Here is a 26140-nt window from a genome sequence, read left to right as displayed (position 1 = left end):
GAATGTTTTCTCGCCGATCGCAGCGTGCTGCGCTCACCCGCTTGCGCGGCACGCGTGCGGCGGCCCGAGAGTCTCATCCGTTCAGGCCTCGCCGTCCGACGCCTCGTCGGCTTCGCCGTCACCGTCCTCGGCCTCGGCGATCTGCTGCAGGCCAGAGAGCTTCGTACCCTCATCGAGACTGATGAGTGTAACACCTTGCGTCGCGCGTCCCATCTCGCGGATCTCCGACACGCGCGTGCGGATCAGCACGCCGGCCGTCGTGATCAGCATGATCTGGTCTTCGGCGTCGACGAGCGTCGCCGCGACGACCTTGCCGTTACGCTCGGACGTCTGGATCGCGATCATACCCTTCGTGCCGCGGCCGTGGCGCGTGTATTCGGTGATCGGCGTGCGCTTGCCGAAGCCGTTCTCGGTCGCGGTGAGCACCGACTGGTCTTCGCTGCCGGCCACCAGCAGCGCGATGACCTGCTGCCCTTCGTCGAGCTGCATGCCGCGCACGCCGCGCGCCTCGCGCCCCATCGGCCGCACGTCGTTCTCGTCGAAGCGCACGGCCTTGCCGGCGTCGGAGAACAGCATCACGTCGTGCGCACCGTCGGTGATCGACGCGCCGATCAGGTAGTCGCCCTCGTCGAGGCCGACCGCGATGATGCCCTTCTTCATCGGACGGCTGAATGCCTCGAGCGGCGTCTTCTTCACGGTGCCGAGCGACGTCGCCATGAACACGAACTTGTCGGCCGAGAATTCCTTCACCGGCAGCACGACGTTGATCTTCTCGCCATCCTGCAGCGGGAACATGTTGACGATCGGACGGCCGCGCGAGTTGCGCGAGCCCTGCGGCACCTCGTAGACCTTGATCCAGTACACGCGGCCGCGGTTCGAGAAGCAGAGCATGTAATCGTGCGTGTTCGCGATGAACAGCGTCTCGATCCAGTCGTCTTCCTTCATCTGCGTCGCCTGCTTGCCGCGACCGCCGCGCTTCTGCGCGCGGTATTCGGACAGCGGCTGCGACTTCACGTAGCCCGCGTGCGACATCGTGACGACCATGTCCTGCGGCGTGATCAGATCCTCGGTGTTGAGCTCGGTCGCGTTCAGCTCGATCTTCGAGCGGCGCGCGTCGCCGAACTCGGCCTTCACCGTGGTCAGCTCTTCGCCGATCATCGTCGTGATCCGCTCCGGACGCGCGAGGATGTCGAGCAGATCGGAGATCTGCGCCATCACGTCGCGATACTCGCCGATGATCTTGTCCTGCTCGAGGCCCGTCAGGCGCTGCAGACGCATCTGCAGAATTTCCTGCGCCTGCGTGTCGGACAGCTTGTAGAGCCCGTCGCCCTGCATCCCGAACGCCGGGTTCAGCCCTTCCGGCCGATACGCCGCGCGGCCGCCGGCCGCCGCGTTCTCGGCTTCGGCGCGCGTGAGCATCTCGCGCACGAGCGACGAATCCCACGCCTTCGCCATCAGTTCCTGCTTCGCGATCGGCGGCGTCGGCGCGGCCTTGATGATCGCGATGAATTCGTCGATGTTCGCGAGCGCGACCGCGAGACCTTCGAGCACGTGGCCGCGTTCGCGCGCCTTGCGCAGTTCGTAGACCGTGCGGCGCGTCAGCACTTCGCGGCGGTGCGACAGGAAGCACTGAAGGATTTCCTTCAGGTTCAGCAGCTTCGGCTGGCCGTCGACGAGCGCGACCATGTTCATGCCGAACGTGTCCTGCAGCTGCGTCGCCTTGTAGAGGTTGTTCAGCACCACTTCCGGCACTTCGCCGCGCTTGAGCTCGATCACGACGCGCATGCCGCTCTTGTCGGACTCGTCGCGGATGTCGGAGATGCCCTCGAGCTTCTTCTCGTTGACGAGCTCGGCGATGCGCTCGAGCAGCGAGCGCTTGTTGACCTGGTACGGAAGCTCGTCGACGATGATCGCCATGCGCTGGCCGCGGTCGATTTCCTCGAAGTGCGTGGCCGCGCGCATCACGACGCGGCCGCGCCCGGTGCGATAGCCGTCGCGCACGCCGGCGACGCCGTAGATGATGCCGGCCGTCGGGAAATCGGGCGCCGGGATGATCTCGATCAGCTCGTCGATCGTCGCGTCGGGATTGTTCAGCAGATGCTGGCACGCATCGACGACTTCGTTCAGGTTGTGCGGCGGAATGTTGGTCGCCATGCCGACCGCAATGCCCGACGAACCGTTGATCAGCAGGTTCGGGATCCGCGCGGGCAGGATCAGCGGCTGCATTTCGCTGCCGTCGTAGTTCGGCCCGAAGTCGACCGTTTCCTTGTCGATGTCGGCAAGCAGCTCGTGACCGATCTTCGCCATGCGAATTTCGGTGTAGCGCATCGCGGCGGCGTTGTCGCCGTCGATCGAGCCGAAGTTGCCTTGCCCGTCGACCAGCATGTAGCGCAGCGAGAAGTCCTGCGCCATCCGCACGATCGTTTCGTAGACCGCGCTGTCGCCGTGCGGGTGGTATTTACCGATCACGTCGCCGACGATACGCGCCGACTTCTTGTAGGCCCGGTTCCAGTCGTTGTTCAGTTCGTGCATCGCGAACAGTACGCGCCGGTGCACGGGTTTCAGGCCATCGCGGACATCCGGGAGGGCACGTCCGACGATCACGCTCATCGCGTAATCGAGATACGAACGGCGCATTTCCTCCTCGAGGGAGGTGGGCAGGGTCTCTTTGGCGAATTGATCCATGTATCCGTATCTTTTCGGAGCGAAGACGGGAACGCCTTTCGCGTGAGCGATGCATGCGCAACGCAACGCGAGATTCTAACATGCGCCCAACAGCCGCCAATTCGCCGCCCCTCTATATATAAATAGCGGAAATTTGCGCGGCGGCCGCCGCGCGCCCGGCCGGCGCACCGCACGGTCGTGCGGCGATCTGTCGCGCCGTCGCCCGCGCCGGTAAACGACCTTCGCGTCCCGCGCAATTTTGCGGGTACGCCCTTGACAATTCCTGAAACTTACGGCAGGCCGGTGTTGCGCATGCACCACAATCGCGGAGGCGATCTTGGGGTGGGGAGGATTTTTTTTCGTAGGAAGGGAACGATATGGCAAAATGCCAACGCACTGAAAGTTAGACGCTGCTCGAAGTCTACACAGAGCGGTGCCGCGTTTTTTGTGCCGCACCAATGTTATACTTCGAGCAATGTATGACTTGTCACCGTCAACAGGCTCGCAGTAAACCTGCGGTAATCTCAATTTCGAGAGGAGAAATATGAATAAACTTTCAAAGCTCGCGTTCATTGCAGCTACCGCAGTTATGGCTGCATCCGCTTCGGCACAGTCGGTGCCGGCGTCGCGTCAAGCCGTCAATGACAACTGGGTGAACGGCACGGGCGAATGGGTGTGGATGAACGGCACGAACGAGCTCTGCTGGCGTGACGCGTTCTGGACGCCGGCCACCGCCAACGCGAAGTGCGACGGCGCACTGGTCGCCCAGGCACCGCAGCCGCCGGTCGCTCCGGTCGCTCCGGCCATCACGAGCCAGAAGATCACGTATCAAGCCGACGCACTGTTCGACTTCGACAAGGCGACGCTCAAGCCGCTGGGCAAGCAGAAGCTCGACGAACTGGCTTCGAAGATCCAGGGCATGAACACGGAAGTGGTCGTCGCAACGGGCTACACCGACCGCATCGGTTCGGACAAGTACAACGACCGTCTGTCGCTGCGCCGTGCGCAAGCCGTCAAGTCGTACCTGGTCAGCAAGGGTGTCCCGGCCAACAAGATCTACACGGAAGGCAAGGGCAAGCGCAACCCGGTCACGACGGGCTGCAACCAGAAGAACCGCAAGCAACTGATCGCCTGCCTCGCACCGGATCGCCGCGTGGAAGTGGAAGTGGTCGGTACGCAAGAAGTGCAGAAGACGACCGTTCCGGCGCAGTAAGCCGCGGTTTTCGACTGCTTCAAAGCCCCGCTCCGGCGGGGCTTTTTCATTGACGCCCGTCCGGGCGCTCGCCGGTTCGCCGCTCGCCCGCATCTTATATACTCGGGACTGACGAACCGAAGCACCGCCCTCCTCCCGTATCCCGTTTGCCGACATGACCAACGCCGATCCGCACGAACTCCAGAAATTCAGCGACCTCGCCCATCGGTGGTGGGATCCGAATGCCGAATTCAAGCCGCTGCACGACCTGAACCCGGTCCGGCTCGCCTGGATCGATTCGCATGCGCATCTCGCCGGCAAGCGCGCGCTCGACGTGGGCTGCGGCGGCGGCATCCTGTCCGAATCGATGGCCGGCCTCGGCGCGCAGGTGAAAGGCATCGACCTGTCGACCGAAGCGCTCGGCGTGGCCGATCTGCACAGCCTCGAGAGCGGAATCACCGTCGACTATGAAGCGATCGCGGCCGAAGCGATCGCGGCGCGCGAGCCCGGTACCTACGACGTCGTCACCTGCATGGAAATGCTCGAGCACGTGCCGTCGCCGGCCGACATCGTCGCCGCATGCGCGACGCTCGTGAAGCCGGGCGGCTGGGTGTTCTTCTCGACGCTGAACCGCAACCTGAAGTCGTACCTGTTCGCCGTGATCGGCGCCGAATACATCGCGCAGATGCTGCCGAAGGGCACGCACGACTACGCGCGCTTCATCCGGCCGTCAGAACTCGCGGGCTTCGTGCGCGCGACCGATCTCCACATCGTCGAGATCAAGGGCATCACGTATCACCCGCTCGGCAAGCGCTTCGCGCTGTCGAACGACACCGACATCAACTACCTGGTCGCGTGCCGCCGCGCCGCGTAACCTGCCGACCCGCATGACGACTCCCCTTTCGCCCGCGCGGGACGTGCTCGACGCACCGCGCCTGCAGCACTGCGAAGCCGTGCTGTTCGACCTCGACGGCACGCTCGCCGATACGGCGCCCGATCTCGCGGCGGCCGTCAACAAGATGCAGCGCGTGCGCGGCCTGCCGGAAACGCCGCTCGACGCGCTGCGGCGCCTCGCGTCCGCGGGCGCGCGCGGCCTCCTCGGCGGCGCGTTCGGCATCACGCCCGAGACGCCCGGCTACGATGCGATGCGCGACGAGTTCCTCGCAAACTACGCCGCCGATATTTGCGTTCAGACGACGCTGTTCCCCGGCATTGCCGAGGTGCTCGACGAACTCGAAGCGCGCGGCGTGCGTTGGGGGATCGTCACGAACAAGGCGATGCGGCTGACCGCGCCGCTCGTCGAATTGCTGGGCCTCGCGTCGCGCGCGGCCTGCGTGGTGGGGGGCGACACGACGCCGCACTCGAAGCCGCATCCCGCTCCGCTGCTGCACGCGGCCGGCCTGCTCGCACTGGCGCCGGACCGCATCGTCTACGTCGGCGACGACCTGCGCGACATTCAGGCGGGCTACGCAGCCGGGATGGCGACGGTCGCGGCCGCGTACGGCTACTGCGGCGACGGCGCCGCGCCGGGCGACTGGCGTGCGCAGCACCTCGTCGGCACGACCGGCGAGCTGCGCGATCTGCTGCGCGATGTTGCGCTATAATGATCAATCTTATCCGCGGGGGCGACCTGGTTTCGACAGGGGTTGTGAAGCGGCTAGGGCATGTCGAGGACCCGTCACCTCGTTAATCAATGGGAAAAACGTAACTGCAAACGACGATACGTTCGCACTGGCAGCCTAAGGGCCGCCGTCCTCTGCCTAGTTCACTGACGGGCTAGCGTCGCAAGACCGGTAGCAATACCGCCAGAGGTCATATACGTCAGTTAAGCCTTGCCGGCGTCGCGACGGCCGGGTCGAAAACTTAGCGAATCGCCGTAGCGCAGCGTGTTCGTCCGCGTCGCTGCGGTTAAATCAAAAGACTGAACTAAACATGTAGAACTAGTCGTAGAGCGCTTCTGGACGCGGGTTCGATTCCCGCCGCCTCCACCACTTACCAAAAACCCAACCACTCTCGGTTGGGTTTTTTTCTGCCCGGAACGCCAGTGTTGGCGCGGTTCCGCGTCGATGTCTCGCGAGCGCCACCCAGCCGGGTGACCCCGTTTCGGCGTCCTTCCCGCCTCTCTGTCTCCGTTTTTCTCTGCTGGCCTCGTGAGCGTTCTCGGCCACACCTCCCGCATTCTTGCGGGTTTGCGCGGGGCTGGTTGTAGATTGCAACTGCTTCCCCCGGTCGGGCACCGAGAACGGAGAAACGCACGGAAGCCGCCCCGGCGGTGGCTTCCCGCAGGGAGGGCTTGGCTGTGGCCGAACCCCGGCGCAGGATGAGGCCGAACTACCAGGAGAACCGATGAGAACCGTGGAAGACGTGATGCCGATCCGCTCAGACGCCGAGTACCAGCAGGTGCTGGAGGCGATCAGGGCTGCGTCCGACGCGGCGACGAGTGATGAGCGTTTGTTGGCGCTACGGCAGCGCGCCGAGGCCTACGAGCGACGACTCCGGGTCGATCCGAAGCGCTTGCGCGCGCTGGAGGAACTCGCCGCGCAGGCGCAAGATTTGAAGATGGGGTACGACTGACGGCCGCCGCAGTGCGGCCGCCAGTTCATGCAACGGGGCCGAACAGCGCCGGAGGTATCCGGAATTTCGTGTGTGAGGCGGGTTGAGATTCAGATTCCAATGTTGAATCGTTCCGGGTAAAGCAGCGCGAACTGGGTCATCGCGCTCTTCCAATCGTGCCGAGAGCCGGTCCACTTGGCCACGACGTTGCGCAGCGCCAGCCAGATCAGTTTGAGCGCGGCCTCGTCCGACGGGAAGTGGCCGCGCGCCTTGATGATCTTTCGAAGCTGCATGTGCAGCGACTCGATCGCGTTGGTCGTATATATAATTTTCCGGATGTCAGGCGCGAAGGCGTAGAACGGAATCACCTGATCCCAGGCCCGGCGCCAGAGCGCGGCAATCGGTGGGTATTTCGTACCCCACGGGCTCGTATCGAACGCGTCCAGCGCCACGGCGGCCGCTTCGGCCGACGGTGCCCGATAGACTTCTTTGAGCGCCGCCGCGACCGATTTCCGGTCCTTCCAACTGGCGAAGTCCAGCGAGTTCCGGATCAGATGCACGATGCAGGTCTGGACCGTCGTTTCCGGGAACACCGTGTTGATCGCTTCCGGGAAGCCCTTCAGGCCGTCGACCACGGCGATCAGAATGTCCTGCACGCCGCGCAGCTTCAGGTCGTTCACCACCCGCAGCCAGAACTTGGCGCCCTCGGTCTGCTCGATCCAAAGGCCGAGCACGTCACGTGTGCCGTCGCGGCGCACGCCCAGCGCCAGGTAGATCGCCTTGTTGCGCACCACGCCTTCGTCGCGGATCTTGACTCGCAAGGCGTCGAAGAACACGACCGGGTACATCGGCTCGAGCGGTCGCTGCTGCCATTCGCGCACTTCGTCGATCACGGCATCAGTCACCGTGCTGATGAAGTCCGGCGACACCTCGATGCCATACATCTCCAGCAGGAAGCCCTGAATCTCCCGCACGCTCATGCCGCGGGCATACATCGCGATGATCTTGTCGTCGAAGCCTGTGAAGCGTCGCTCGCCCTTGGCGATCAGTACCGGATCAAAGGTGCCTTCGCGGTCGCGCGGAATCTCGACGTCGAGCAGGTCATTGTCGGTTGCGATGCGCTTGCGGCTGGTGCCGTTGCGATGGTTCGTGCGGCCCGCCGGCTTGGCTTCGCCCTTCTCGTAGCCCAGGTGGTGGGTCAGTTCGCCGCCCAGCGCGCGCTCGAATATCGCCTTCTTCAGGGCCGCGAATTGCTCGTTGATCGTCGCCCGATCCAGCGTCCCGGGCACCAGTTGCTTGATGAGTTCCGGGTCCAGGTTCAATCCCTTGCCCGGTTCAATCGTCACTTCTTCCTTGCGTTTGCGTGGCATAAAGTGGCTCCTTGGCCATCAGTTTATGCCTCACACACAAAAGTTCGGATAGGCTCCCAGGCTGCCGAAGGACTGAAGCAATTGATCATTCCGCTCATCCTCAAAATCACGGCCTGCGGTTTGCAGCACTCCAATTCCAGGTCGTGCCTGCAGAGGGACAGGCATGCCGTTGGCCTCAAGCTCCGAGTCCTCGTGTAATGACAGATAAAGCTCACGGTCGCACTTTGTGCGGAGAAACATGGACAGAGTGCTTTTTGAAATTCGTTTCTTTGCCATAGTGATTAATCCGCACAGATGTTCGCGCAGCCTTTCTTGGAATTTGCTTGAAATCAGTTCTGCCGATCGGCAGGCTGGTCAATTGTCTTGCGTGCGCGACGCGTCTCCTCGAACTCACGCCATCCCGGCACATGCGCGCTCATCAGCGCCTTAAACACCCGCCCATGGTTCGCGAAGCGCAAGTGAAGCAACTCATGGACGATGACGTAGTCCTGGAAGCGTTCATCCTGACTGACCAGATCGGCGGCCAAGGTGACCGTCCCGGCCGAGGAGCAGGAGCCCCATTTCCTGCGCATTTCCTGAACCCGAACGACACGCGGGTTGAGGCGCAACTTCACCGCCCACGCCAGAGCACGTCGTCGCAGTTCTTGCGTGGGGTACAGGGACGACTTCACTCGCCGGCCTCTGCAAGCAGCAGCCGGATGATCAGGTCGACGACACGGGCGCGTTCGTCCTGTCGAAGTGCCAATACCGGCTTGTACATGGCCGCGCGAAGGCGGCGTTGCTCATCGGGATTCACAGCTGCATTCGGGAAGCGCGACAACAGTGCTTCGGCATCCTTTGCGAGCGCCATCGCATCGACCGACGCCGCCTTGACAGCAGCGTCTTCGCGCAGCACCCAGTAGACGGCAAACGCTCGCGCTGAAAGTCCGCTGTCCCGTGCGGCCTTCATCGCGATTTCCTTCTCGGCCGCCAATGCCGCGAGCTGGTCCATTGCGGCCAGGCCGGTAGTCTTACGATCCTCCAGGTCCTTGAGGATGCGCTCGGCGCGATCCTTCAAGGGTTGCAGCACGGGCGCGGCCGCCGGGTCCTCGTCCATCTCCTGCTGCAGGCCCCGCACCAGGTTGAAGACCTTACCCTCGTCTGAGCCGTCCTCTTTCCGCAGAGCTTGCAAGGTCCGCACGTCGAATGTGACGCTCTTGGTCAACCTACCCAGCCCTTGCTGTTCCGCGCTCTCCTCGATCAAGCGGCGTGTTTTGTAGGCCAGGTCCGCCACGAACCCGACCTTCTCGGCGTAAGCGTTGCGCACCGCTGCATAGAGCTGCGTAAGCTGCTTGTAGGTGACGATGTGATCGCGCAGCTCCGGCGATGGCGAGAGGATTTCCCATAGCGCCTCGATTTCCTTGTAGGCCTCGAAGAACGCCTTGCGCGCTTCGGGCGCGAGGAAGCGGCCGAAGACCAGCTTCTCCAGCCGCTCGTCCGGCGTGTCCCCGCTGGAAACCAGCAGGTAGTCTTTCTCGGCTTGCGCGATCTTCTGCAGGAAGTCCTGGAGCAGCACGTCTAGGTCTTCGATCACGCCGCTGACGTCCGACGAATCAAACTGCAGCGCCTTCTTCAGTTCGCGCAACACGCCCACGAAATCCACCACCAGCCCGACGCGCTTCTGGACGCCATTGGCATCCACGTACGGGCGGTTCACGCGCGCAATGGATTGCAGCAGCACGTGGTCGCGCATTGGCTTGTCGAGGTACAGGCAGTACAGCGGCGGGGCGTCGTAGCCCGTTAGCAGCTTGTCGGTGACGATCAGGATCTTTGGGTTTTCGGTGGGCTTCTTGAACAGCAGGCGCACCTGCTCCTCGCCCTCGTCCGAGAGCTGCAGTTTGGCCACCAGCGGACGGTCCACCACATCCGCCGCGTTCTGCGTGTAGACCGGTGCCGTCCATTCGGGAGGAAGCAGCTTGTCCAGCGCCTTCTTGTACTTGGCGCAGGCCTCGCGATTCACCGCCACCACGAACGCCTTGTAGCCCAGCGGCAGGACGTTCTCCTTGAAGTGCTCGGCGACGAAGGCGGCCACCTTCTCGATGCGGTCGTCAGCGGTGAGGAAGGTGCGCAGGCCCACGGCGCGGTCAAGCACCTTGTTCAGCTCTTCAACATCGGTGACGCCCTCGCTTTCGGCCAGCGCGAAGAACTCCTTGTCCAGTCGCTCGGCAGGCACCGTCATCTCGCTCGGCGCCATCACGTGCTTGATTGGCAGCGTGGTCTCGTCGGCGATGCTCTCGGCAATCGAGTACTTGTCCAGGTAACCGAGCTCGTCTTGAGTACCGAAGATCTTGAACGTGCCTTCGCCCTGCGAGGTGCGCGAGATGGGCGTGCCGGTGAAGCCGATGATCGTGGCCGTGGGCACCGCAGCCATCAGGTAGGTGCCGAGGTCCTTGGCCACCGAGCGGTGGGCTTCGTCGATGAAGACGTAGACGTTGTCGCGCAGGCAACTGTCTTTGCGGATGGCCTCGAACTTATGGATCATCGAGATGATCAGGCCCCGGAAGTCGGCGTCCAGCAAGGACTGCAGCTCAGCCTTGTTGTTGGCTCGCTTGACCGCGATGTCCTGCTGCTGCATCTCGCCGAGCAGGCGCTCCACCCAGCCTTTCAACTGGCCTTCCAGCTCGGTGCGATCTACCACCAGGATCACCGTCGCATTGGCGAAGCGCGCCCTGTCTTCCAAGATCAGCCGCGCGGCGGTCAGCAGGGTGAAGGTCTTGCCCGAACCCTGGGTGTGCCAGACCAGACCGCGCGTCTTGGTCGGATCAGCGCAGCGGTCCAGGATCGCGTCAATCGCTCGCCGCTGGTGCTGCCGCAGTATGGACTTGCGGGTCTCGCCGTCCTGCACGTAGAACAAGATCCAGTGCTGTAGCGTGCGCAGGAAGTCGGTGGGCTCGAAGAAGGCCTGCACCGCGAAGCGGTAGGTCTCTTCCGGCGCCTGCTTCCAGCGTGCCATGTCGCGCCGGTTGGCGTTCCAGGTCACGCCGTACCAATAGTCCAGCAGGTGCGTCACGTTGAAGAGCTGGGCCGTACCTAGCAGCTCCGGCGTCTCCAGCTCGTAGCGGCGCAGTTGCTTAATCGCACGCTCGATGGCGTCACCGTCCTTCGGGTTCTTGTGCTCGACGATCACCACCGGCACGCCGTTGACGACGAACATCACATCGGCGCGGTTGCCCTTGCGCGCGGGCGGCTTGATCTTCCACTCCCACGTCACGTGGAAAGCGTTGTCCGCCACGTGCTCGAAGTCGATCAGCGTCACCGGCCGGTGCCGCTTTTCCGCCTCGTCGTACCACTGGCGCTCGCCGCGCAACCAGGCCAGAAGCTCACGGTTGCCCTCAATGCTGGCTGGTAGCGCATCAAGCGTTTCCACCACAGAGCGGACCGCGTCCGCGGACATCCAAGGGTTGAACGCCGCGAGCTTGGCTTCCAGCACGTCGCGGAAGAAGGTGCCCGCCTCGCCGCCGCGCTTGGCGCGCGCGTCCTCCGGTGTGATCGGCGTCCAGCCGATCTCCACGGCGTGCTTCACCATCGGGAACTGCACGGTGCCGGCCTCGCTGATCTTCAGTGTGCTCATGCCGCGACCTCCTCACGCTGTGTCGAGGCCGTGGACAGGGCCGACAAATCCAGATCCGAGACCGAGATTTCCCCGGTCATCAGCTTATGCAGCAAGGATTTGAAAAGCTCCTCCAGTACCTTGCGCTTCTTCTGGTGCAGGTCGATCTTGCGGTCGAGGGCTTCGAGGACGCCGACGATTTCCGCCTGCTCGTCCAACGTAGATGGCAGGGGCAGCGGCAGCGAGTCAATGGTGCCGGTGTTCAAGTTGTACTTGCCGTCTGCCGCTGGGGTCGCGCGGCCGGCGACCAGCGATGTGCCGCGGCGTGATCCGTAGAAATAGGAGAGGTACCGCGGATCGGCGACTCCCGTCTTGATGCGAGCCCGGATCAGGTAGGACGCGAAGAGGGCCCCTTCCGGCTCCCTCTGATAGACGGCGCAAGAGCCTAGTCGTTCCAGTACCCCGTTGGTGCGAATGAAAAGGAGATCGCCTGGTTGCAGCAGATACTTGCTGGCCTCAGCGGCAGAAAGGTCGCAGTACTTCAAGTCAGAAGGGTTGACGCGCCCGGACTCGACGTTCGGTATCCGCAAAACCGGATAGCTGCGTCTTTCCACGGTGCAGTGGGTGGATGTGCCGTACTGCAACCACTCCCGGATTTCGCGGAACTCGACGAGGTTCCAGCTCTCCGGCATCGGCCCGATCTCCGTTTCCTTCTGCGATTCGCCGCGCAAGCCGCGCGTGAAAAGGTCATTCATCACCGCGTGTTTCAGCTCCAATGCGGTTGATGTGGCCTTGTCATGAACGGTGATCGCGTCGCGCACCTTGGCAAGCGACTGCGCAATCGACTGCTGTTCTGCTGGCGGCGGGTGGGGAACGCCCAGTGCCGCGAGCCGGTTGCGAGAAAGATTGGGGATCGTAGTCTTGTTGCCTGCGCCTTCAAAGATGCCCAGCTGCGTGAACGCACTCTGCAGGAAATAGACGTAGAACCGCGCATCGACGTCGTCCTGAATGGGGCGCAGACGATGCAGGTGGTTCTGGAACGACATCACCGGTACGCGACCATCCCAGACGGCCGCACGCCCGATCTCTCCACCCTCGCAGACCAGCAGATCACCCGCCTTGAGGCTCTTGTCCACTAGCTCGGCTGCAGAGATCGACATCTCGTCAACCTCCGTGAGATCGATTTCGTCCCACAGCACATTCGATGTGCGAAGAAAGGGGACTTTGTCAGTGCCAGCGCGCGCGGCGGCGGACATCGTCTTTCCGGCGCCAATGTCGAACAGCTCGCCCAGGGGGCGCCATTTCCAGTTTGGGTTTGTCATAGCGGTGCGAGCACCTTTGCGAGGGTCTGGTCAATCTCTCTGGCCTTCTCGTCTAGTGCCAGCATGTCCTTGACGATGCTCTTGATGGACCGATGGTCAGCGTCGCCGCCCTGTGCGATCCAACGCCCCGGGCTGAGGTTGTAGTCCGCCTCTTCGGCTTGCTGCTTCGTGATGACAGTCAGCTCGCCCTCTACCGGTTCGCCCTTGAGGTACATCGCCGCCAGAGCCCGAATGTCCTCCTCGGGCAGGTAGTTCTTCGGCCGGCCCTTGCGGAAGTGGCGGCTGGCGTTGAGCAGGACGATCTTGTCCTTGCGCGCGGCGGGTTTGCGCTTGTTTAGCACCACGATCACGCCCGCCGCCGTCGTGTTGTAGAAGAGGTTTTCGGGCAGCAGGATCACCCCGTCGATCAAGTCCTGATCGACGAACCACTTGCGGATGTTTCGCTCCTTGTCCTCGTTCTTCGAGCCTGAGCCGCGTGTGACCGCGCCGGTATCAAGCACCACTGCGGCCCGACCGTCGTCATCCATGCAGGCAAGCGTGTGCTGCAACCAAGCCCAGTCGCCCTTGCCGCTCGTGACGCCGCCGGCAGTGCGGAATCGATCAAACGGGTCGTTGGCGAACAGGTCTGACGTGAACGGCTGGTTCCACATCGGATTGGCAACGACGATGTCGTGCTGGCGGATCGTGCCGTCAGCATTCCGGAACTTGGGATTAATCATCGTGTCGCCGCGCGCGAGCTCCACCTCCATGTCGTGGATGATTGCGTTCATCTGCGCGACGGCGTAGCTCTCGGCCTGGAGCTCCTGGCCGGAGAGCCTGAGCGGTACCTTGCTGGTCGGGTCGAGTTCGCGGGCGACGAGCTGCAGTTTGATGAGCAACCCCGCCGAGCCGCATGCGTAGTCATGGCAGGTTTCGCCGGGCTTCGGCCGCATGACGTGGGCCATCAAGAAGCCCACCTCGGTCGGCGTGAAGAACTCACCGGCGCTCTGGCCCGACCCTTCGGCGAACTTGCGCAGCAGGTACTCATAGGCACGCCCCAGGAAGTCTGGCTGCACGTCGGCCAGGCCGAGGCGGTAGCGCGGATCGGAGAACGTCTCAACCACGCCGCGCAACTTGGCGGGGTTGATGTCGCGCTCGCCGTTGCGTTCTGTAGCGAAGTCCACCACGTCGATCACGCCGGAGAGCGTCGGGTTCTGCTTGACCACGGCACGCACGGCCTTAGTCAGGTGCTCACCGATGTCCCTAGGCGCGGTCGGGCGGCCGCGCTCGTCCAGCGGCCAGTCAAATGACTCGCGCCCGCTGATAACCGCCCATCGGGCTTCCGGGGGCAGGTAGAAACGTAGCAGCGAGTGATCGGATTCAGCGATCTCCAGAGCGGTAGCACTGTCGCCGTACTCTTCGGCTAGCCGTTCGATCTCGTCATCGAACACGTCGGACAGCCGCTTCAGGAAGAGCAAGGGCAGCAGGTAGTCCTTGAACTTGGCCGCATCTTTCTCGCCCCGGATCGAGCACGCCGCATCCCAGAGCATTTGTTCCATTGGTTTGGTGCTGGTGGCCTGAGCAGCTGCCGCGCGCCCGCGACGGCGGCGTGGCGGCATGGGGCTCTCGCCCGGGTCCACAGCAGGCTCGTCTGCAACACCAGCATCTTGGGCGAGCGCCGTGATGGCCTGCACCGCTGCACGTTGGGGTTTGCTACCACCACCTTCCCAACGGTTGACGGTGGCGAACGAAACACCCAGCCGCTCTGCGAGCTGCTCCTGGGTGAGGTTGAGCTTGGCGCGGATGGCGCGAAGCGTATTGGGCAGGGAGGAGGCTTGATCTGTCATGTTTGTGATATTTGCAATATCGCAGAATTTTGTCAAGCCGCTGCCAGCAACCAACCGAACTGCAACCCCCGAAAAGCTCAAATCATCGAATCCGCGCCCTCAAGGCCGAGGCGTTGCTATCTGGTTCAGCAAGCGGACGCGGGTTCGGTTCCGTGTTCCGCCACCACATTCAGCGTCACGCGCAACAACCCCGCACGACATCGCGTCTGCGGGGTTTTTTGTTGCCGACGCGGCCCGCGCATCCGCCTCCGAAATAGCGCCCGGCCCTCCTCGAGCCAGCCGCCTGCCGCCGGCATCCCGGCAGCAGGAGGTGACGCACGTGGGCCGGCGCCTGTATCTGCGTAGGTGCCGGCGGACGCGGCGCCGCCTTGCGGACGCGGCTCATCGCCGCACCCCATACCGGCCGCATCGCGCACTACGCTGATTAGCTGCCGCGATACAGCGACTTCATTTCCTCGTCGCTCGCCGGGCGCACGATCGCGCGCGAACCCGACGCCGATGCGCCTTGCGCCTGCGCGCCATAACCGCTGGTATCCGCGCCTCGCGATTGCGCCAGCGCGGCGCGCTGCTGTTCCGCGACGCGGGCCGTCGCCGCCTGAATGGCTTCCGGGTAATGCGGATCTTCGCCGCGGGCCGAGTTGTAGCCGGCTTGCTGCAGCTGAATCAGCTCCGCGCGGACCTGCTCGCGCGTGATCGTCGAGCCCGACTGCGCGAACGACACGACCGGCGCAACGACGGCTGCGGCAACGACAACGGCTTGAACGAGCGACTTCATGATGACCTACCTCCAGATTTGTCCGATTTCGCGATGAACACCTCGCTCATCGCTGACAGTCCGAAGTTTATGTAGGCGAATGCTTAAGAATAAGGCAGGTTTCAGGAACACATCCTTCCTGAATTCGGGTTAACCCGAATCCGAAGCGGACATACCGCCCGAAACGTATGAGCCCCGCGCAACACCATGGCTGCGCGGGGCTCGTCTGCTTGTCTGCCGAGTCGGGCGTCGACGCACGCGCGCGACGCCGCGATCAGCGTGTCACTGACTGTCCATCGGGCACTTCAGGTTGCAGCCGTTCGGATCGCCCATGTCGCCCTTGCGGCGCAACGCCGACTTCTTGCCGCTCTGATATTTCCTGGACGGCTCCGATGCCGCGAACGGCATCTGCGGATGCTCGTTCAGACGAAACTGGTCGCTGAGGATGCCGCCCGGCACGCCCGGCGAATTCTGCGCGAGTGCGAGCGGCGAAACAGCGATCAGGAACCCCGCGGTCAACGCTGCCGCGGAGAGGGAAACGGAAAGTTTCATGGCGGGAATGACGCCTGAACGGCGTGCTTGTTGGAACGTTGGTCAAGCGGCAAGCGTAGCGCAATTCCCCCGCTGCTGCAGCGCGGCCCGGCGGCCCGCGTGTTACCGCGCATTGCCGCCCTCCGCGGCTGCGAGGTCGCCGCCCGCGAGCCCCGCGGCGACGTCGACCAGCGTCCCGCAGGCGGCCGGATCGTAACCGTCGAGATCGCCGACGCGCTCGATGAAGCGCGCATCGCGCAACAGTGCGAGCACGCCCGCGAGCGGCCGTGCGTCGAGCCGTGCCCGCTCGCAGGCGAAGTAATAGTCTTCGTCGACGACCGGAATGAAGTCGAGCCCGAAATGACGGGCCGCCGGCTCGACGCCGAAACCGAGATCGGCCATCCCGCTCGCGACGAACGCGGCGATCGCCGAATGCGTGAGCTCGGCCGACGCATAGCCGTTGATGCGCGCCGGATCGATGCCGATCGCGCTCAGCGCGAGCTCGAGCAGCATGCGCGTGCCCGAGCCGGGCTGGCGGTTCACGAACCGGATGTCGTCGCGCGCGAGATCCGCGAGCCCCTTCACGTGCTTCGGATTGCCGCGCGGCACGAACAACCCTTGCTGACGGCGCGTCAGATGAATCAGTACATGCCGGCCGTCGTCGAGCCACGGCCGGTAGATCTGCGCGCACTGCGCGCGAAACGCGCCGCGCGGCAGATGAAAGCCGGCCAGTTCGCACTCGCCGCGCGCAAGCGCCCGCACGGCCTCGACGCTTTCCCGATACTTGATGTCGACGGCGGCTTGCGCATCGACGAGCGCCGATACGAGCGTCGCGACCGCATAGCCGTGCGACGCGTGAATCCGTACGGCGCCGTCGCGTTGCGCGAGCCGCCGGTTCAGATCGCTCGCCACTTCGGCCGCGAGCGCGCGCAGGTTGCCGTCGAGGCGGCTGCGCGCGAGGCGCTGCGCGTCGACGATCGCCAGCCCCAGCTCGGACAGCGTCGAACCCTTGCCGCGCGCGGTTTCGATCAGCTCGCCGCCGACGCACGCCTCGAGCGCACGAAGCATCCCCCACGCATGACGGTACGACAGCCCTTTCGCTTGCGCGGCCTGCGCGATGCTGCCCGTTTCGGCGACCAATTCGAGCAGCGGCGCGACCTCCGAGAGGCTCGCGGTGCGCCCTTCCGTGTCGCGCACGGTCAGATACGCGTCGCATTCGATTCGAATCAATTATGTACTCCGATTTCCTATTGCGACGTCGAAAGCTTCCGCTTATCGTTGACCAAAATCAATCAGAACGAAGTCGCCATGCGGACTATATGAAGTTCAGTCGCATATGAGACTTTGGAGGAGCATAACCGATGTCCCCGAATTCCCACGCGCCCGAGGCGCTGGTCGAGCGCCATGCGCGCGCCGGCCGGTCGCTCGTCGCGATTCTGCACGCCATCCAGGACGAGGTGGGCTATGTGCCGCCGGGCTGCGTCGCGCCGCTCGCGAAGGCGCTGAACCTGTCGCGTGCCGAAGTGCATGGCGTGCTGACCTATTACCACCACTTCCGCACTGCGCCGCCCGCGCGCGTGACGATCCAGATGTGCCGCGCCGAAGCGTGCCGCAGCATGGGTTGCGAAGCGCTCGCCGAGCATGCGCAAACGCGTACCGGCTGCCGCTTCGATGCCGCGCACGACGACGCGGCGCACGCCTCGGCGCCGCCCGCCGTCGCGCTCGAATCGGTGTACTGCCTCGGCCTGTGCGCGCAGTCGCCGTCGATGACGGTCAACGGCGTACTGCACGCGAAGGTCACACCGGAAAAATTCGATGCGCTGCTCGCCGACGCGGTCGCGCACGCCGGGGAGGCCGCATGACGACCCGTATCTACGTCCCGCGCGATTCGTCCGCGCTCGCACTCGGCGCCGACGCGCTCGCCGCCGCGATCGTCGCCGAGGCCGAACGGCGCGGCGCCGCGATCGAACTCGTTCGCAACGGCTCGCGCGGGCTGCTGTGGCTCGAACCGCTCGTCGAAGTCGGCACCGCGGCCGGCCGCGTCGGCTATGCGAACCTGACGGCCGCCGACGTCCCCGCGCTGTTCGACGCCGGCTGGCTCGAAGGCGGTGCTCATCCGAGCGGCGTCGGCCTCGTCGACGCGCTGCCGTATCTCGCGCGCCAGCAGCGCCTGACGTTCGCGCGCATCGGCATCACCGATCCGCTGTCGATCGATGACTACCTGAAATACGACGGCCTCGTCGGCCTGAAGAACGCGCTCGCGCTCGACGGCGACGCCGCATGCGAGACGCTGATCGAGTCGGGCCTGCGCGGCCGCGGCGGCGCGGCGTTCCCCGCCGGCATCAAATGGCGCACGGTGCGCCAGGCGAGCGCGAAACAGAAATACGTCGTCTGCAACGCAGACGAAGGCGACTCGGGCACGTTCTCCGACCGCCTGCTCATGGAATGCGATCCGTACTGCCTGATCGAAGGGATGATCATCGCCGGCGTCGCGACGGGCGCGACGGTCGGCTACATCTACGTGCGCAGCGAATACCCGCACGCGATCGCGACGCTCGAAGCGGCGATCGCGCGCGCCCGCGAAGCCGGCTGGCTCGGCGAGCACGTGCTCGGCTCCGCGCACGCGTTCGAACTCCACGTCGCGAAGGGCGCGGGCTCGTACGTGTGCGGCGAGGAAACGGCACTGCTCGAATCGCTCGAGGGCAAGCGCGGCGTCGTGCGTGCGAAGCCGCCCCTGCCCGCGCTCGCGGGCCTGTTCGGCCAGCCCACCGTCATCAACAACGTGATCACGCTCGCCACCGCGCCCGTGATCTTCGCGCGCGGCGCGGCGTTCTATCGCGATTACGGGATGGGCCGTTCGCGCGGCACGCTGCCGTTCCAGCTCGCCGGCAACATCCGCTACGGCGGCCTCGTCGAACTCGCGTTCGGCGTCACGCTGCGCGAGCTGCTGTTCGACTTCGGCGGCGGCACCGCGACCGGCCGCCCCGCGCGCGCCGCGCAGGTCGGCGGCCCGCTCGGCACCTACCTGCCCGAGCATCAGTGGGACGTGCCGCTCGACTACGAGGCGTATACGGCGATCGGCGCGGTCGTCGGTCACGGCGGCATCGTGCTGCACGACGACACGTCGAATCTCGCGGAACTCGCCGAGTATGCGATGAAGTTCTGCGCGATCGAATCGTGCGGCAAGTGCACGCCGTGCCGGATCGGCTCGACGCGCGGCGTCGAGACGATCGCGCGCATCCGCGGCGGCGACACGTCCGAACGGCAGATCACGCTGCTACGCGACCTGTGCGACACGATGCTCGCCGGCTCGCTGTGCGCGATGGGCGGGATGACGCCGTATCCGGTGCTGTCCGCGCTCGACCATTTCCCCGAAGATTTCGGGCTCGCCGCCGGCACGGATGCCGCGTCGAAGCCCGTCAAGGCTGCGGCCTGAGCCAGAAGGAGCCCTGCATGTCCCTCGACACGAACAACGTCCGCCAAGGCGGCTGCGGCTCGGGCCAATGCGCGTGCAAGAGCGCCGCACAGGCGCGCACGCGCGACCCGCTCGACGATACCGATTACGGCACGCCGCAGCGCTATGCGGACACCGACGTCACGCTCGAAATCGACGGCCAGCCGGTCACGGTGCCGGCCGGCACGTCGGTGATGCGCGCCGCGATCGAAGCCGGCATCAACGTGCCGAAGCTCTGCGCGACCGATTCGCTGGAGCCGTTCGGCTCGTGCCGCCTCTGCCTCGTCGAGATCGAAGGCCGGCGCGGCTATCCGGCGTCGTGCACGACGCCCGCCGAAGCGGGCATGAAGGTACGCACGCAGTCGGACCGGCTGCAGGCACTGCGCCGCAACGTGATGGAGCTGTACATCTCCGATCACCCGCTCGACTGCCTCACCTGCCCGGCCAACGGCGACTGCGAACTGCAGGACATGGCGGGCGTCGTCGGGCTGCGCGAGGTGCGCTACGGCTTCGACGGCGCGAATCATCTGCACGATCGCAAGGACGAATCGAATCCGTATTTCACGTACGACCCGTCGAAGTGCATCGTCTGCAACCGCTGCGTGCGCGCGTGCGAGGAAACGCAGGGCACGTTCGCGCTGACGATCGCCGCGCGCGGCTTCGAGTCGCGCGTCGCGGCCGGTGAAAGCGAGCCCTTCATGGAGTCGGAATGCGTGTCGTGCGGCGCATGCGTCGCCGCATGTCCGACCGCGACGCTGCAGGAAAAGACCGTCGTCCAGCTCGGCCAGGCCGAGCATTCGGTGATCACGACCTGCGCGTACTGCGGCGTCGGCTGCTCGTTCAAGGCCGAGATGAAGGGCACGCAGGTCGTGCGGATGACGCCGCACAAGAACGGCCTCGCGAACGAAGGGCATGCGTGCGTGAAGGGACGTTTCGCGTGGGGCTACGCGACGCACAAGGACCGCATCACGAAGCCGATGATCCGCGAGAAGATCACCGACCCGTGGCGCGAAGTGAGCTGGGACGAAGCGCTCACGTATGCGGCGACGCAATTCCGCAAGCTGCAGCAGAAATACGGCCGCGATTCGATCGGCGGCATCACGTCGTCGCGCTGCACGAACGAGGAAACCTATCTCGTGCAGAAGCTCGTGCGCGCCGCGTTCGGCAACAACAACGTCGACACCTGCGCGCGCGTGTGCCACTCGCCGACCGGCTACGGGCTGAAGACGACGCTCGGTGAATCGGCCGGCACGCAGACCTTCGCCTCGATCGGCAAGGCCGACGTGATCGTCGTGATGGGCGCGAACCCGACCGACGGCCACCCGGTGTTCGGCTCGCGGCTCAAGCGCCGCGTGCGCGAAGGCGCGAAGCTGATCGTCATCGATCCGCGCCGCATCGACGTCGTCGACGGCCCGCACGTGAAGGCCGCCCATCACCTGCAGCTGCGCCCCGGCACGAACGTCGCGATCGTCAACGCGCTCGCGCACGTGATCGTGAAGGAAGGACTCGTCGACGAATCGTTCGTCGCCGAGCGCTGCGAAACGCGCGCGTTCGAGCAGTGGCGCGATTTCGTCGCGCGCGCCGAGAACTCGCCCGAAGCGACCGCGGACGTGACGGGCGTGCCGGCCGAACTGGTCCGCGCAGCCGCGCGGCTGTACGCGACCGGCGGCAACGCGGCGATCTACTACGGACTCGGCGTGACCGAGCACGCGCAAGGCTCGACGACGGTGATGGGCATCGCGAACCTCGCGATGGCGACCGGCAACGTCGGCCGCGAAGGCGTCGGCGTGAATCCGCTGCGCGGCCAGAACAACGTGCAGGGCTCCTGCGACATGGGTTCGTTCCCGCACGAACTGCCCGGCTATCGGCATATCGGCGATACGACGGTGCGCACGCAATTCGAGCAGGCATGGGGCGCGACGCTGCAGCCGGAACCGGGGCTGCGCATTCCGAACATGTTCGACGCGGCGCTCGACGGCAGCTTCAAGGGGCTCTACTGCCAGGGCGAGGACATCGTTCAGTCCGATCCGAACACGCAGCACGTCGCGGCCGCGCTGTCCGCAATGGAATGCATCGTCGTGCAGGACATCTTCCTCAACGAGACCGCGAAGTATGCGCACGTGCTGCTGCCGGGCTCGACGTTCCTCGAGAAGGACGGCACGTTCACGAACGCCGAACGCCGGATCTCGCGCGTGCGCAAGGTGATGCCGCCGCTCGCCGGCTATGCGGACTGGGAAGTCACGCTGATGCTGTCGCGCGCGCTCGGCTACGAGATGCACTACGCGCATCCGTCGGAGATCATGGACGAGATCGCGCGGCTCACGCCGACGTTCGCCGGCGTGAGCTACGAGAAGCTCGACGCGCTCGGCAGCATCCAGTGGCCATGCAACGAGGACGCGCCGGAAGGCACGCCGACGATGCACGTCGACGCATTCGTGCGCGGCAAGGGCCGCTTCGTGATCACGCAGTTCATTCCGTCGCCGGAAAAGGTCACGCAACGCTATCCGCTGATCCTGACGACCGGGCGCATCCTGTCGCAATACAACGTCGGCGCGCAGACGCGCCGCACCGAGAACGTGCGCTGGCATGAGGAGGATCGTCTCGAGATCCATCCGCACGACGCGCAGGATCGCGGGATCCGCACCGGCGACTGGGTCGGCATCGAGTCGCGCGCGGGCCAGACGGTGCTGCGCGCGCTCGTGACCGACCGCATGCAGCCCGGTGTCGTCTATACGACGTTCCACTTCCCCGAATCGGGCGCGAACGTGATCACGACGGAGAGCTCCGACTGGGCGACGAACTGCCCCGAATACAAGGTCACGGCCGTCCAGGTGATGCCGGTCGCGCAGCCGTCCGACTGGCAGCGCGCGTATGCACGCTTCAACGCCGAACAGCTCGCGCTGCTCGAGCAGCGAACCGGTGCTCCCGCCGCCGCGACGGCAGGCAAGTGAGGAATCGATGGACAGCACACACCTGATCGACATGGCGAACCAGATCGGCGCCTTCTTCGAATCGATGCCCGATCGCGAGGAAGCGCTGACCGGCATCGCCGAGCATATCCGGCGCTTCTGGGAACCGCGCATGCGCCGCGCGTTGCTCGCTTCGCTCGACGATCCGTCCAGCGAAGCGGCGCGGCGCGCCTCGCCGATCGTGATCGAGGCGGTAGCCACGCACCGCGCTTCGCTCGTGCCGGCCGCTGCAACGGCCTGAGCGCGCTAGGCAGACGGTGAAGGAACGCCCGCGAACCAGGTTTCGCAGTGTCGCAGCAGCGCGTTCGCGTCGCTCGATGCGCGGCCGCGTGCGGCGATGTAGCCGTCCGGCCGCAACAGGTAGAACGCCGGACGCGAGCGGCCGTACGCCTGGACCAGCGTGTCCGCGCCGTCGCCTTCGACATCGGCCACGCGCCAAGCGCGCACCGCGCCCGGCATGATCCGTTCGAGGCGCTGGATCAGCGCTTGTGCGTCGGCCGCCAGCGGCGACACGTCGTCGAGGCCGGTGCTCGGGGGCGCCTCGAGCAGCAGCAACGTGAAGCTCGCCGGGTCGTGCACGTCGTATAGCCGCGCGGTGCCGGGCGCCTGACCGAGCGGCCCGTCGATCACATGCAGCAACGCATCGGGCGCGCGTTCGCCCGCGCGCGGGCCGCCGTCGAGCACGCGTTCGAGCGTGAGCGGACTCTTCCGGTACTGAACGCCGAGTTCGCTGACACTACGCCGAACCGCATCGCGCAGCGGCCCGAGCGACACCAGCAGCGGCACCAGGTGATCGCGCAGCAGCTTCATCGCCCCATGATCGGCTTCGACGATCTGCGTGACCAGACTCGTCTGGCGCAGCACGTCGCGCTCGATCGGATGACGCTCGGTGTGGTAAGTGTCGAGCAGCCGGTCGGGCGCCCCGCCCGCGAGTACGCGCGCGAGCTTCCAGCCGAAGTTGAACGCCTCCTGCACGCCCGTGTTCATTCCCTGCGCACCGGCCGGGCTGTGGATGTGCGCGGCGTCGCCCGCAAAGAACACGCGGCCGTGCCGCAGCCGCTCGACCATGCGGCTGTGCAGCCGAAAATACGACGACCATGCGAGATCGCTCGGCGCGATCGACGCGCCGATGCGCGCCCGCACGACCGCTTCGCAGTCGGCCAGCGACGGCGGCGGCGAGTCGGGCGACACATCGCCGACAGGCGGACGGTCGGCGACGAGCCGATAGCGGCCGCTACCGAGCGGAAACAGCCCGGCGATGCCGTCGGGCGTCGTGAATAGGTGGATCTCGTCTTCCGGCCAGTCGGGAATCGCCGCGAAATCGGCCAGCAGAAACGTCTGTTCGAACGCGCGGCCCGCGAAGCCGATGCCGAGCAGATGCCGCACCGTGCTGTGCGCGCCGTCGGCCGCGATCAGATACGACGGCGAGAACCGCTCGTCGCGGCCGCCGGCATCGCGCAGCGTCACGTCGAGCGACGCGCCGCCCGCATCGCATTCGACGAGCGTCACGCCGCGCTCGATCGTTACGCCGAGCTCGGCGAGATGCTCGGCCAGCAGCCGCTCGGTGACGCTCTGGTCGAGCAGCAGCAGATAGGGATAGCGCGTTTGCAGCGGATCGAAATCGAGCCGCGCGATCACGCGGCCGTCGGCATGCAGCGCGGCCGCGTGCGCGCGATGCCCAAGCGCGAGAAACGGTTCGACGGCGCGGTGCTGCTCCAGCAGTTCGAGCGTGCGCGCCTGGATGCCGATGGCGCGCGAATACGGCGCCGGCGCCGCGAGCTTGTCGATCACGCGCACCGGGACGCGGGCACGCGCGAGGCTCATCGCCGCTGCCAGGCCCGTAGGCCCGGCGCCGACGATCAGCACTGGCGGGATGTCGAGCAGGGTGTCAGCCATGAGTTCCTCGATCGGACACGACGCTGCCAGTCTACGCCGCTCCGCGTGACGGGGCCATATGCCGAACGGCCGAGCGGCGGCGTGCCTGCGCGCTGTGGGAAAATACGCGCTTTCCGCCAGTTTTCGCGTCATGGATTCCGCATTCGACCGAGCGTACGCCGCGCATCGCGCCGGCCGCCTCGCCGAGGCCGAGCACGGCTACCGCACCGCCCTCGCCGACAATCCCGCCGACGCCGACGCACTCCACCTGTTCGGCGTGCTGCGGCATCAGCAGGGGCAGCATGCCGAAGCGGCCGATCTCGTCGGCCGCGCGGTCGCGCTGCGCCCGGGCGATGCCGCGCTGCAACTGAACCTCGGCAATGCGCTGAAGGCGCTCGGCCGGCTCGACGAAGCGATCGAGCGGTTCCGCAACGCCCTCACGCTCGCGCCCGAATTTCCGCTCGCGCATTACAACCTCGGCAACGCCTATGCGGCGCTGCAGCGTCACGAAGACGCGGTCGACGCGTTTCGCCGCGCGCTGCGGCTCACGCCGGACGACGCGTCGATCCACAACAACCTCGGCAACGCGCTGAATGCGCTCGGCCGTCACGACGATGCGCTTGCCGCGTTCCGCCGCGCGCTGGAGCTGCGTCCGGGCCACGCGGGCGCGCACAACAATCTCGCGATGGCGCTGAACGCGATGGGCCGCGCGGACGAAGCGATCGCGCATTTCCAGGCCGCGATCGCCGCGCAGCCGCGCTTCGTCGCCGCGCATTTCAATCTCGGCAACACGCTCGACGCGGTAGGCCGCCATGCGGAAGCCGCGGCCGCGTTCGAGGCGGCGCTCGCGCTGCATCCGCCGTTTCCGCTCGCGCTGTTCGGTCTCGCGAACGCGCTCAGCGCGCAATCGCGTCACCGCGACGCGCTGCCGTATTACGAGCGCGCGGTCGGCCTCGACCCGTCGTTCGCGCTCGCCTGGCTCAATCTCGGCAATGCGCATCACGCGCTCGGCGCACACGAGCGCGCACTGCGCGCGTTCGATCAGGCGCTGCGCGTCGCGCCCGACCTCACGCTCGCGCAACTGCACCGCGCCGTCACGCTGCTGACGCTCGGCGACTTCACGCGCGGGCTGCCCGCCTACGAAGCGCGTCACGACACGCCGGGCGCGACGCCGCTCGGCGGGCTGCCGCGCTGGCAAGGCGAGCCGATCGCGTCGCGCACGCTGCTGATTCGCGCGGAACAGGGGTTCGGCGATACGCTGCAGTTCGTCCGCTTCGTGCCGCTCGCGCGCGCGCGCTGCGCGCGTGTCGTGCTCGAAGTACAGCCGGCGCTCGTCACGCTGCTCGCGCCGGCCGCCGCGCAGTGGCGCGTGACGCTCGTCGCACAAGGCGCGCCGAAGCTGCCGGCCGCCGATGTCGCCTGCACGCTGATGAGCCTGCCGTTCGCGCTCGGACTGCAACCGGCCGACATCGCGTCCGGCACGCGCTATCTCGACGCGCCCGACACCGCGCGACGACGCTTTCGCGGTTCGCTCGGCGGCCAGGCCAAGCGCAAGTTCGGGCTCGCATGGTCGGGGCGCCGTCAGGCGCAGGACAATCGGTCGATGCCGTTCGACGCGCTCGCGCCGCTGCTCGCGCTGCCCGACATCGACTGGCTCGTGCTGCAGCCGTCGCTCGACGACGACGAGCGCGCCCGCGTCGACGCGCATCCGCGCGTGTATCGTCTCGACGGCCGGCTGAACGACTTCGCGGATACGGCCGCGCTGATCGAACGGCTCGACGGCGTCGTGACCGTCGACACGGCCGTCGCGCACCTCGCGGGCGCGCTCGGCAAGCCGCTGTGGGTCATGCTGCCGTTCGCGGCCGACTGGCGCTGGTTCACCGGTGACGAATGCCCGTGGTATCCGCGTGCGCGGCTCGTGCGTCAGCCCTCGCCCGGCGCATGGGACGACGTCGTCGCGGCCGTCGCGCAGGCGCTCGCCGCGCCCGGGCGCGGATGAAAAAACGGAGCGCCGTGCGCTCCGTCCTTCGTTACCGCCAGG

At 65.8% G+C, this 26140-nt stretch carries 20 protein-coding genes and 1 other RNA gene; 10 read left to right on the top strand and 11 right to left on the bottom strand.

Annotated features, from left to right (window positions below; all coding sequences use genetic code 11):
- Positions 1 to 81: 81 nt before the first annotated feature.
- Positions 82 to 2685, bottom strand: coding sequence for a DNA gyrase subunit A (gyrA, locus tag NP80_RS18055; RefSeq protein ID WP_012213844.1), 2604 nt, complete (start codon positions 2683 to 2685; stop codon positions 82 to 84).
- 523 nt (positions 2686 to 3208) lie between these two features.
- Here gyrA and ompA point away from each other — a divergent pair.
- The 5 genes from ompA (at position 3209) to NP80_RS18035 (ending at position 6430) form a co-directional block, all read left to right on the top strand.
- Positions 3209 to 3877 (top strand): outer membrane protein OmpA, encoded by a 669-nt coding sequence (gene ompA / locus NP80_RS18050; RefSeq protein ID WP_006400736.1) that lies wholly within the window; start codon positions 3209 to 3211, stop codon positions 3875 to 3877.
- A gap of 154 nt (positions 3878 to 4031) precedes the next feature.
- The gene (gene ubiG / locus NP80_RS18045) at positions 4032 to 4730 is read left to right on the top strand and encodes a bifunctional 2-polyprenyl-6-hydroxyphenol methylase/3-demethylubiquinol 3-O-methyltransferase UbiG (RefSeq protein ID WP_006400737.1); all 699 of its coding nucleotides are present in this window, start codon (positions 4032 to 4034) and stop codon (positions 4728 to 4730) included.
- A 13-nt stretch (positions 4731 to 4743) separates the two neighbouring features.
- Complete coding sequence (gene gph / locus NP80_RS18040) at positions 4744 to 5460, top strand: phosphoglycolate phosphatase (protein WP_006400738.1); 717 nt, start codon at positions 4744 to 4746, stop codon at positions 5458 to 5460.
- A gap of 17 nt (positions 5461 to 5477) precedes the next feature.
- Positions 5478 to 5847: a transfer-messenger RNA gene (gene ssrA / locus NP80_RS29895) on the top strand.
- A gap of 355 nt (positions 5848 to 6202) precedes the next feature.
- A complete protein-coding gene (locus tag NP80_RS18035) occupies positions 6203 to 6430 on the top strand; it encodes a hypothetical protein (RefSeq protein WP_088930114.1) in 228 nt (75 codons plus the stop codon).
- 89 nt (positions 6431 to 6519) lie between these two features.
- On the opposite strand, the gene NP80_RS18030 is transcribed toward NP80_RS18035, so the two are convergent.
- The 9 genes from NP80_RS18030 to NP80_RS17995 all read right to left on the bottom strand — a co-directional run bounded on the left by NP80_RS18030 (position 6520) and on the right by NP80_RS17995 (position 17031).
- Positions 6520 to 7779, bottom strand: coding sequence for an IS256 family transposase (locus NP80_RS18030; protein ID WP_045594034.1), 1260 nt, complete (start codon positions 7777 to 7779; stop codon positions 6520 to 6522).
- A gap of 30 nt (positions 7780 to 7809) precedes the next feature.
- Entirely contained in the window at positions 7810 to 8055 is a 246-nt protein-coding gene (locus NP80_RS29890) for a hypothetical protein (RefSeq protein WP_201776352.1), read from the bottom strand.
- Positions 8056 to 8108: 53 nt separating this feature from the next.
- The gene (locus NP80_RS18025) at positions 8109 to 8450 is read right to left on the bottom strand and encodes a M48 metallopeptidase family protein (protein WP_006410411.1); all 342 of its coding nucleotides are present in this window, start codon (positions 8448 to 8450) and stop codon (positions 8109 to 8111) included.
- Positions 8447 to 11389 carry a type I restriction endonuclease subunit R gene (locus NP80_RS18020; RefSeq protein WP_006410402.1) on the bottom strand — a complete coding sequence of 981 codons (2943 nt, stop codon included), beginning with the start codon at positions 11387 to 11389 and terminating at the stop codon, positions 8447 to 8449. Before NP80_RS18020 ends, NP80_RS18025 begins: the two co-directional genes overlap by 4 nt.
- Entirely contained in the window at positions 11386 to 12690 is a 1305-nt protein-coding gene (locus NP80_RS18015) for a restriction endonuclease subunit S (RefSeq protein WP_006410415.1), read from the bottom strand. Before NP80_RS18015 ends, NP80_RS18020 begins: the two co-directional genes overlap by 4 nt.
- Positions 12687 to 14516 carry an N-6 DNA methylase gene (locus NP80_RS18010; protein WP_035947096.1) on the bottom strand — a complete coding sequence of 610 codons (1830 nt, stop codon included), beginning with the start codon at positions 14514 to 14516 and terminating at the stop codon, positions 12687 to 12689. Before NP80_RS18010 ends, NP80_RS18015 begins: the two co-directional genes overlap by 4 nt.
- Before the next feature lie 424 nt (positions 14517 to 14940).
- Positions 14941 to 15291 carry a DUF4148 domain-containing protein gene (locus NP80_RS18005; RefSeq protein WP_006400739.1) on the bottom strand — a complete coding sequence of 117 codons (351 nt, stop codon included), beginning with the start codon at positions 15289 to 15291 and terminating at the stop codon, positions 14941 to 14943.
- 261 nt (positions 15292 to 15552) lie between these two features.
- Positions 15553 to 15822: a hypothetical protein gene (locus tag NP80_RS18000; RefSeq protein WP_006410405.1), complete on the bottom strand. Its 270-nt coding sequence runs from the start codon at positions 15820 to 15822 to the stop codon at positions 15553 to 15555.
- A gap of 102 nt (positions 15823 to 15924) precedes the next feature.
- Positions 15925 to 17031 (bottom strand): substrate-binding domain-containing protein, encoded by a 1107-nt coding sequence (locus NP80_RS17995; protein ID WP_006410413.1) that lies wholly within the window; start codon positions 17029 to 17031, stop codon positions 15925 to 15927.
- Between the two features lie 131 nt (positions 17032 to 17162).
- Here NP80_RS17995 and NP80_RS17990 point away from each other — a divergent pair, with 131 nt between their 5' ends.
- Genes NP80_RS17990 through NP80_RS17975 form a run of 4 tightly spaced genes read left to right on the top strand, consistent with a single transcriptional unit; the run spans position 17163 to position 22465 of the window.
- A complete protein-coding gene (locus tag NP80_RS17990; protein ID WP_006400742.1) occupies positions 17163 to 17663 on the top strand; it encodes an NAD(P)H-dependent oxidoreductase subunit E in 501 nt (166 codons plus the stop codon).
- Positions 17660 to 19237 carry a formate dehydrogenase beta subunit gene (locus NP80_RS17985; RefSeq protein ID WP_006410410.1) on the top strand — a complete coding sequence of 526 codons (1578 nt, stop codon included), beginning with the start codon at positions 17660 to 17662 and terminating at the stop codon, positions 19235 to 19237. The genes NP80_RS17990 and NP80_RS17985 overlap by 4 nt, the downstream gene beginning before the upstream one ends.
- A gap of 17 nt (positions 19238 to 19254) precedes the next feature.
- Positions 19255 to 22206: a formate dehydrogenase subunit alpha gene (gene fdhF / locus NP80_RS17980; protein ID WP_006410414.1), complete on the top strand. Its 2952-nt coding sequence runs from the start codon at positions 19255 to 19257 to the stop codon at positions 22204 to 22206.
- Positions 22207 to 22213: 7 nt separating this feature from the next.
- Positions 22214 to 22465 (top strand): formate dehydrogenase subunit delta, encoded by a 252-nt coding sequence (locus tag NP80_RS17975; RefSeq protein ID WP_006410407.1) that lies wholly within the window; start codon positions 22214 to 22216, stop codon positions 22463 to 22465.
- A 5-nt stretch (positions 22466 to 22470) separates the two neighbouring features.
- Here NP80_RS17975 and NP80_RS17970 read toward each other — a convergent pair whose 3' ends face one another.
- Positions 22471 to 24120 carry an FAD-dependent monooxygenase gene (locus NP80_RS17970; RefSeq protein ID WP_006410406.1) on the bottom strand — a complete coding sequence of 550 codons (1650 nt, stop codon included), beginning with the start codon at positions 24118 to 24120 and terminating at the stop codon, positions 22471 to 22473.
- A gap of 130 nt (positions 24121 to 24250) precedes the next feature.
- Here NP80_RS17970 and NP80_RS17965 point away from each other — a divergent pair, with 130 nt between their 5' ends.
- The gene (locus NP80_RS17965) at positions 24251 to 26098 is read left to right on the top strand and encodes a tetratricopeptide repeat protein (RefSeq protein WP_006406250.1); all 1848 of its coding nucleotides are present in this window, start codon (positions 24251 to 24253) and stop codon (positions 26096 to 26098) included.
- Positions 26099 to 26140 lie beyond the last annotated feature (42 nt).

This window comes from Burkholderia multivorans ATCC BAA-247 (assembly GCF_000959525.1).
GTDB lineage: Bacteria > Pseudomonadota > Gammaproteobacteria > Burkholderiales > Burkholderiaceae > Burkholderia > Burkholderia multivorans.
This window is presented reverse-complemented; position numbering and strand designations above follow the sequence as displayed.

Coding starts and splice junctions, on each gene's coding strand:
- gyrA (WP_012213844.1), bottom strand. CDS start 2,685: ATGGATCAATTCGCCAAAGAGACCCTGCCCACCTCCCTCGAGGAGGAA.
- ompA (WP_006400736.1), top strand. CDS start 3,209: ATGAATAAACTTTCAAAGCTCGCGTTCATTGCAGCTACCGCAGTTATG.
- ubiG (WP_006400737.1), top strand. CDS start 4,032: ATGACCAACGCCGATCCGCACGAACTCCAGAAATTCAGCGACCTCGCC.
- gph (WP_006400738.1), top strand. CDS start 4,744: ATGACGACTCCCCTTTCGCCCGCGCGGGACGTGCTCGACGCACCGCGC.
- NP80_RS18035 (WP_088930114.1), top strand. CDS start 6,203: ATGAGAACCGTGGAAGACGTGATGCCGATCCGCTCAGACGCCGAGTAC.
- NP80_RS18030 (WP_045594034.1), bottom strand. CDS start 7,779: ATGCCACGCAAACGCAAGGAAGAAGTGACGATTGAACCGGGCAAGGGA.
- NP80_RS29890 (WP_201776352.1), bottom strand. CDS start 8,055: ATGGCAAAGAAACGAATTTCAAAAAGCACTCTGTCCATGTTTCTCCGC.
- NP80_RS18020 (WP_006410402.1), bottom strand. CDS start 11,389: ATGAGCACACTGAAGATCAGCGAGGCCGGCACCGTGCAGTTCCCGATG.
- NP80_RS18015 (WP_006410415.1), bottom strand. CDS start 12,690: ATGACAAACCCAAACTGGAAATGGCGCCCCCTGGGCGAGCTGTTCGAC.
- NP80_RS18010 (WP_035947096.1), bottom strand. CDS start 14,516: ATGACAGATCAAGCCTCCTCCCTGCCCAATACGCTTCGCGCCATCCGC.
- NP80_RS18005 (WP_006400739.1), bottom strand. CDS start 15,291: ATGAAGTCGCTCGTTCAAGCCGTTGTCGTTGCCGCAGCCGTCGTTGCG.
- NP80_RS18000 (WP_006410405.1), bottom strand. CDS start 15,822: ATGAAACTTTCCGTTTCCCTCTCCGCGGCAGCGTTGACCGCGGGGTTC.
- NP80_RS17990 (WP_006400742.1), top strand. CDS start 17,163: ATGTCCCCGAATTCCCACGCGCCCGAGGCGCTGGTCGAGCGCCATGCG.
- NP80_RS17985 (WP_006410410.1), top strand. CDS start 17,660: ATGACGACCCGTATCTACGTCCCGCGCGATTCGTCCGCGCTCGCACTC.
- fdhF (WP_006410414.1), top strand. CDS start 19,255: ATGTCCCTCGACACGAACAACGTCCGCCAAGGCGGCTGCGGCTCGGGC.
- NP80_RS17975 (WP_006410407.1), top strand. CDS start 22,214: ATGGACAGCACACACCTGATCGACATGGCGAACCAGATCGGCGCCTTC.
- NP80_RS17970 (WP_006410406.1), bottom strand. CDS start 24,120: ATGGCTGACACCCTGCTCGACATCCCGCCAGTGCTGATCGTCGGCGCC.
- NP80_RS17965 (WP_006406250.1), top strand. CDS start 24,251: ATGGATTCCGCATTCGACCGAGCGTACGCCGCGCATCGCGCCGGCCGC.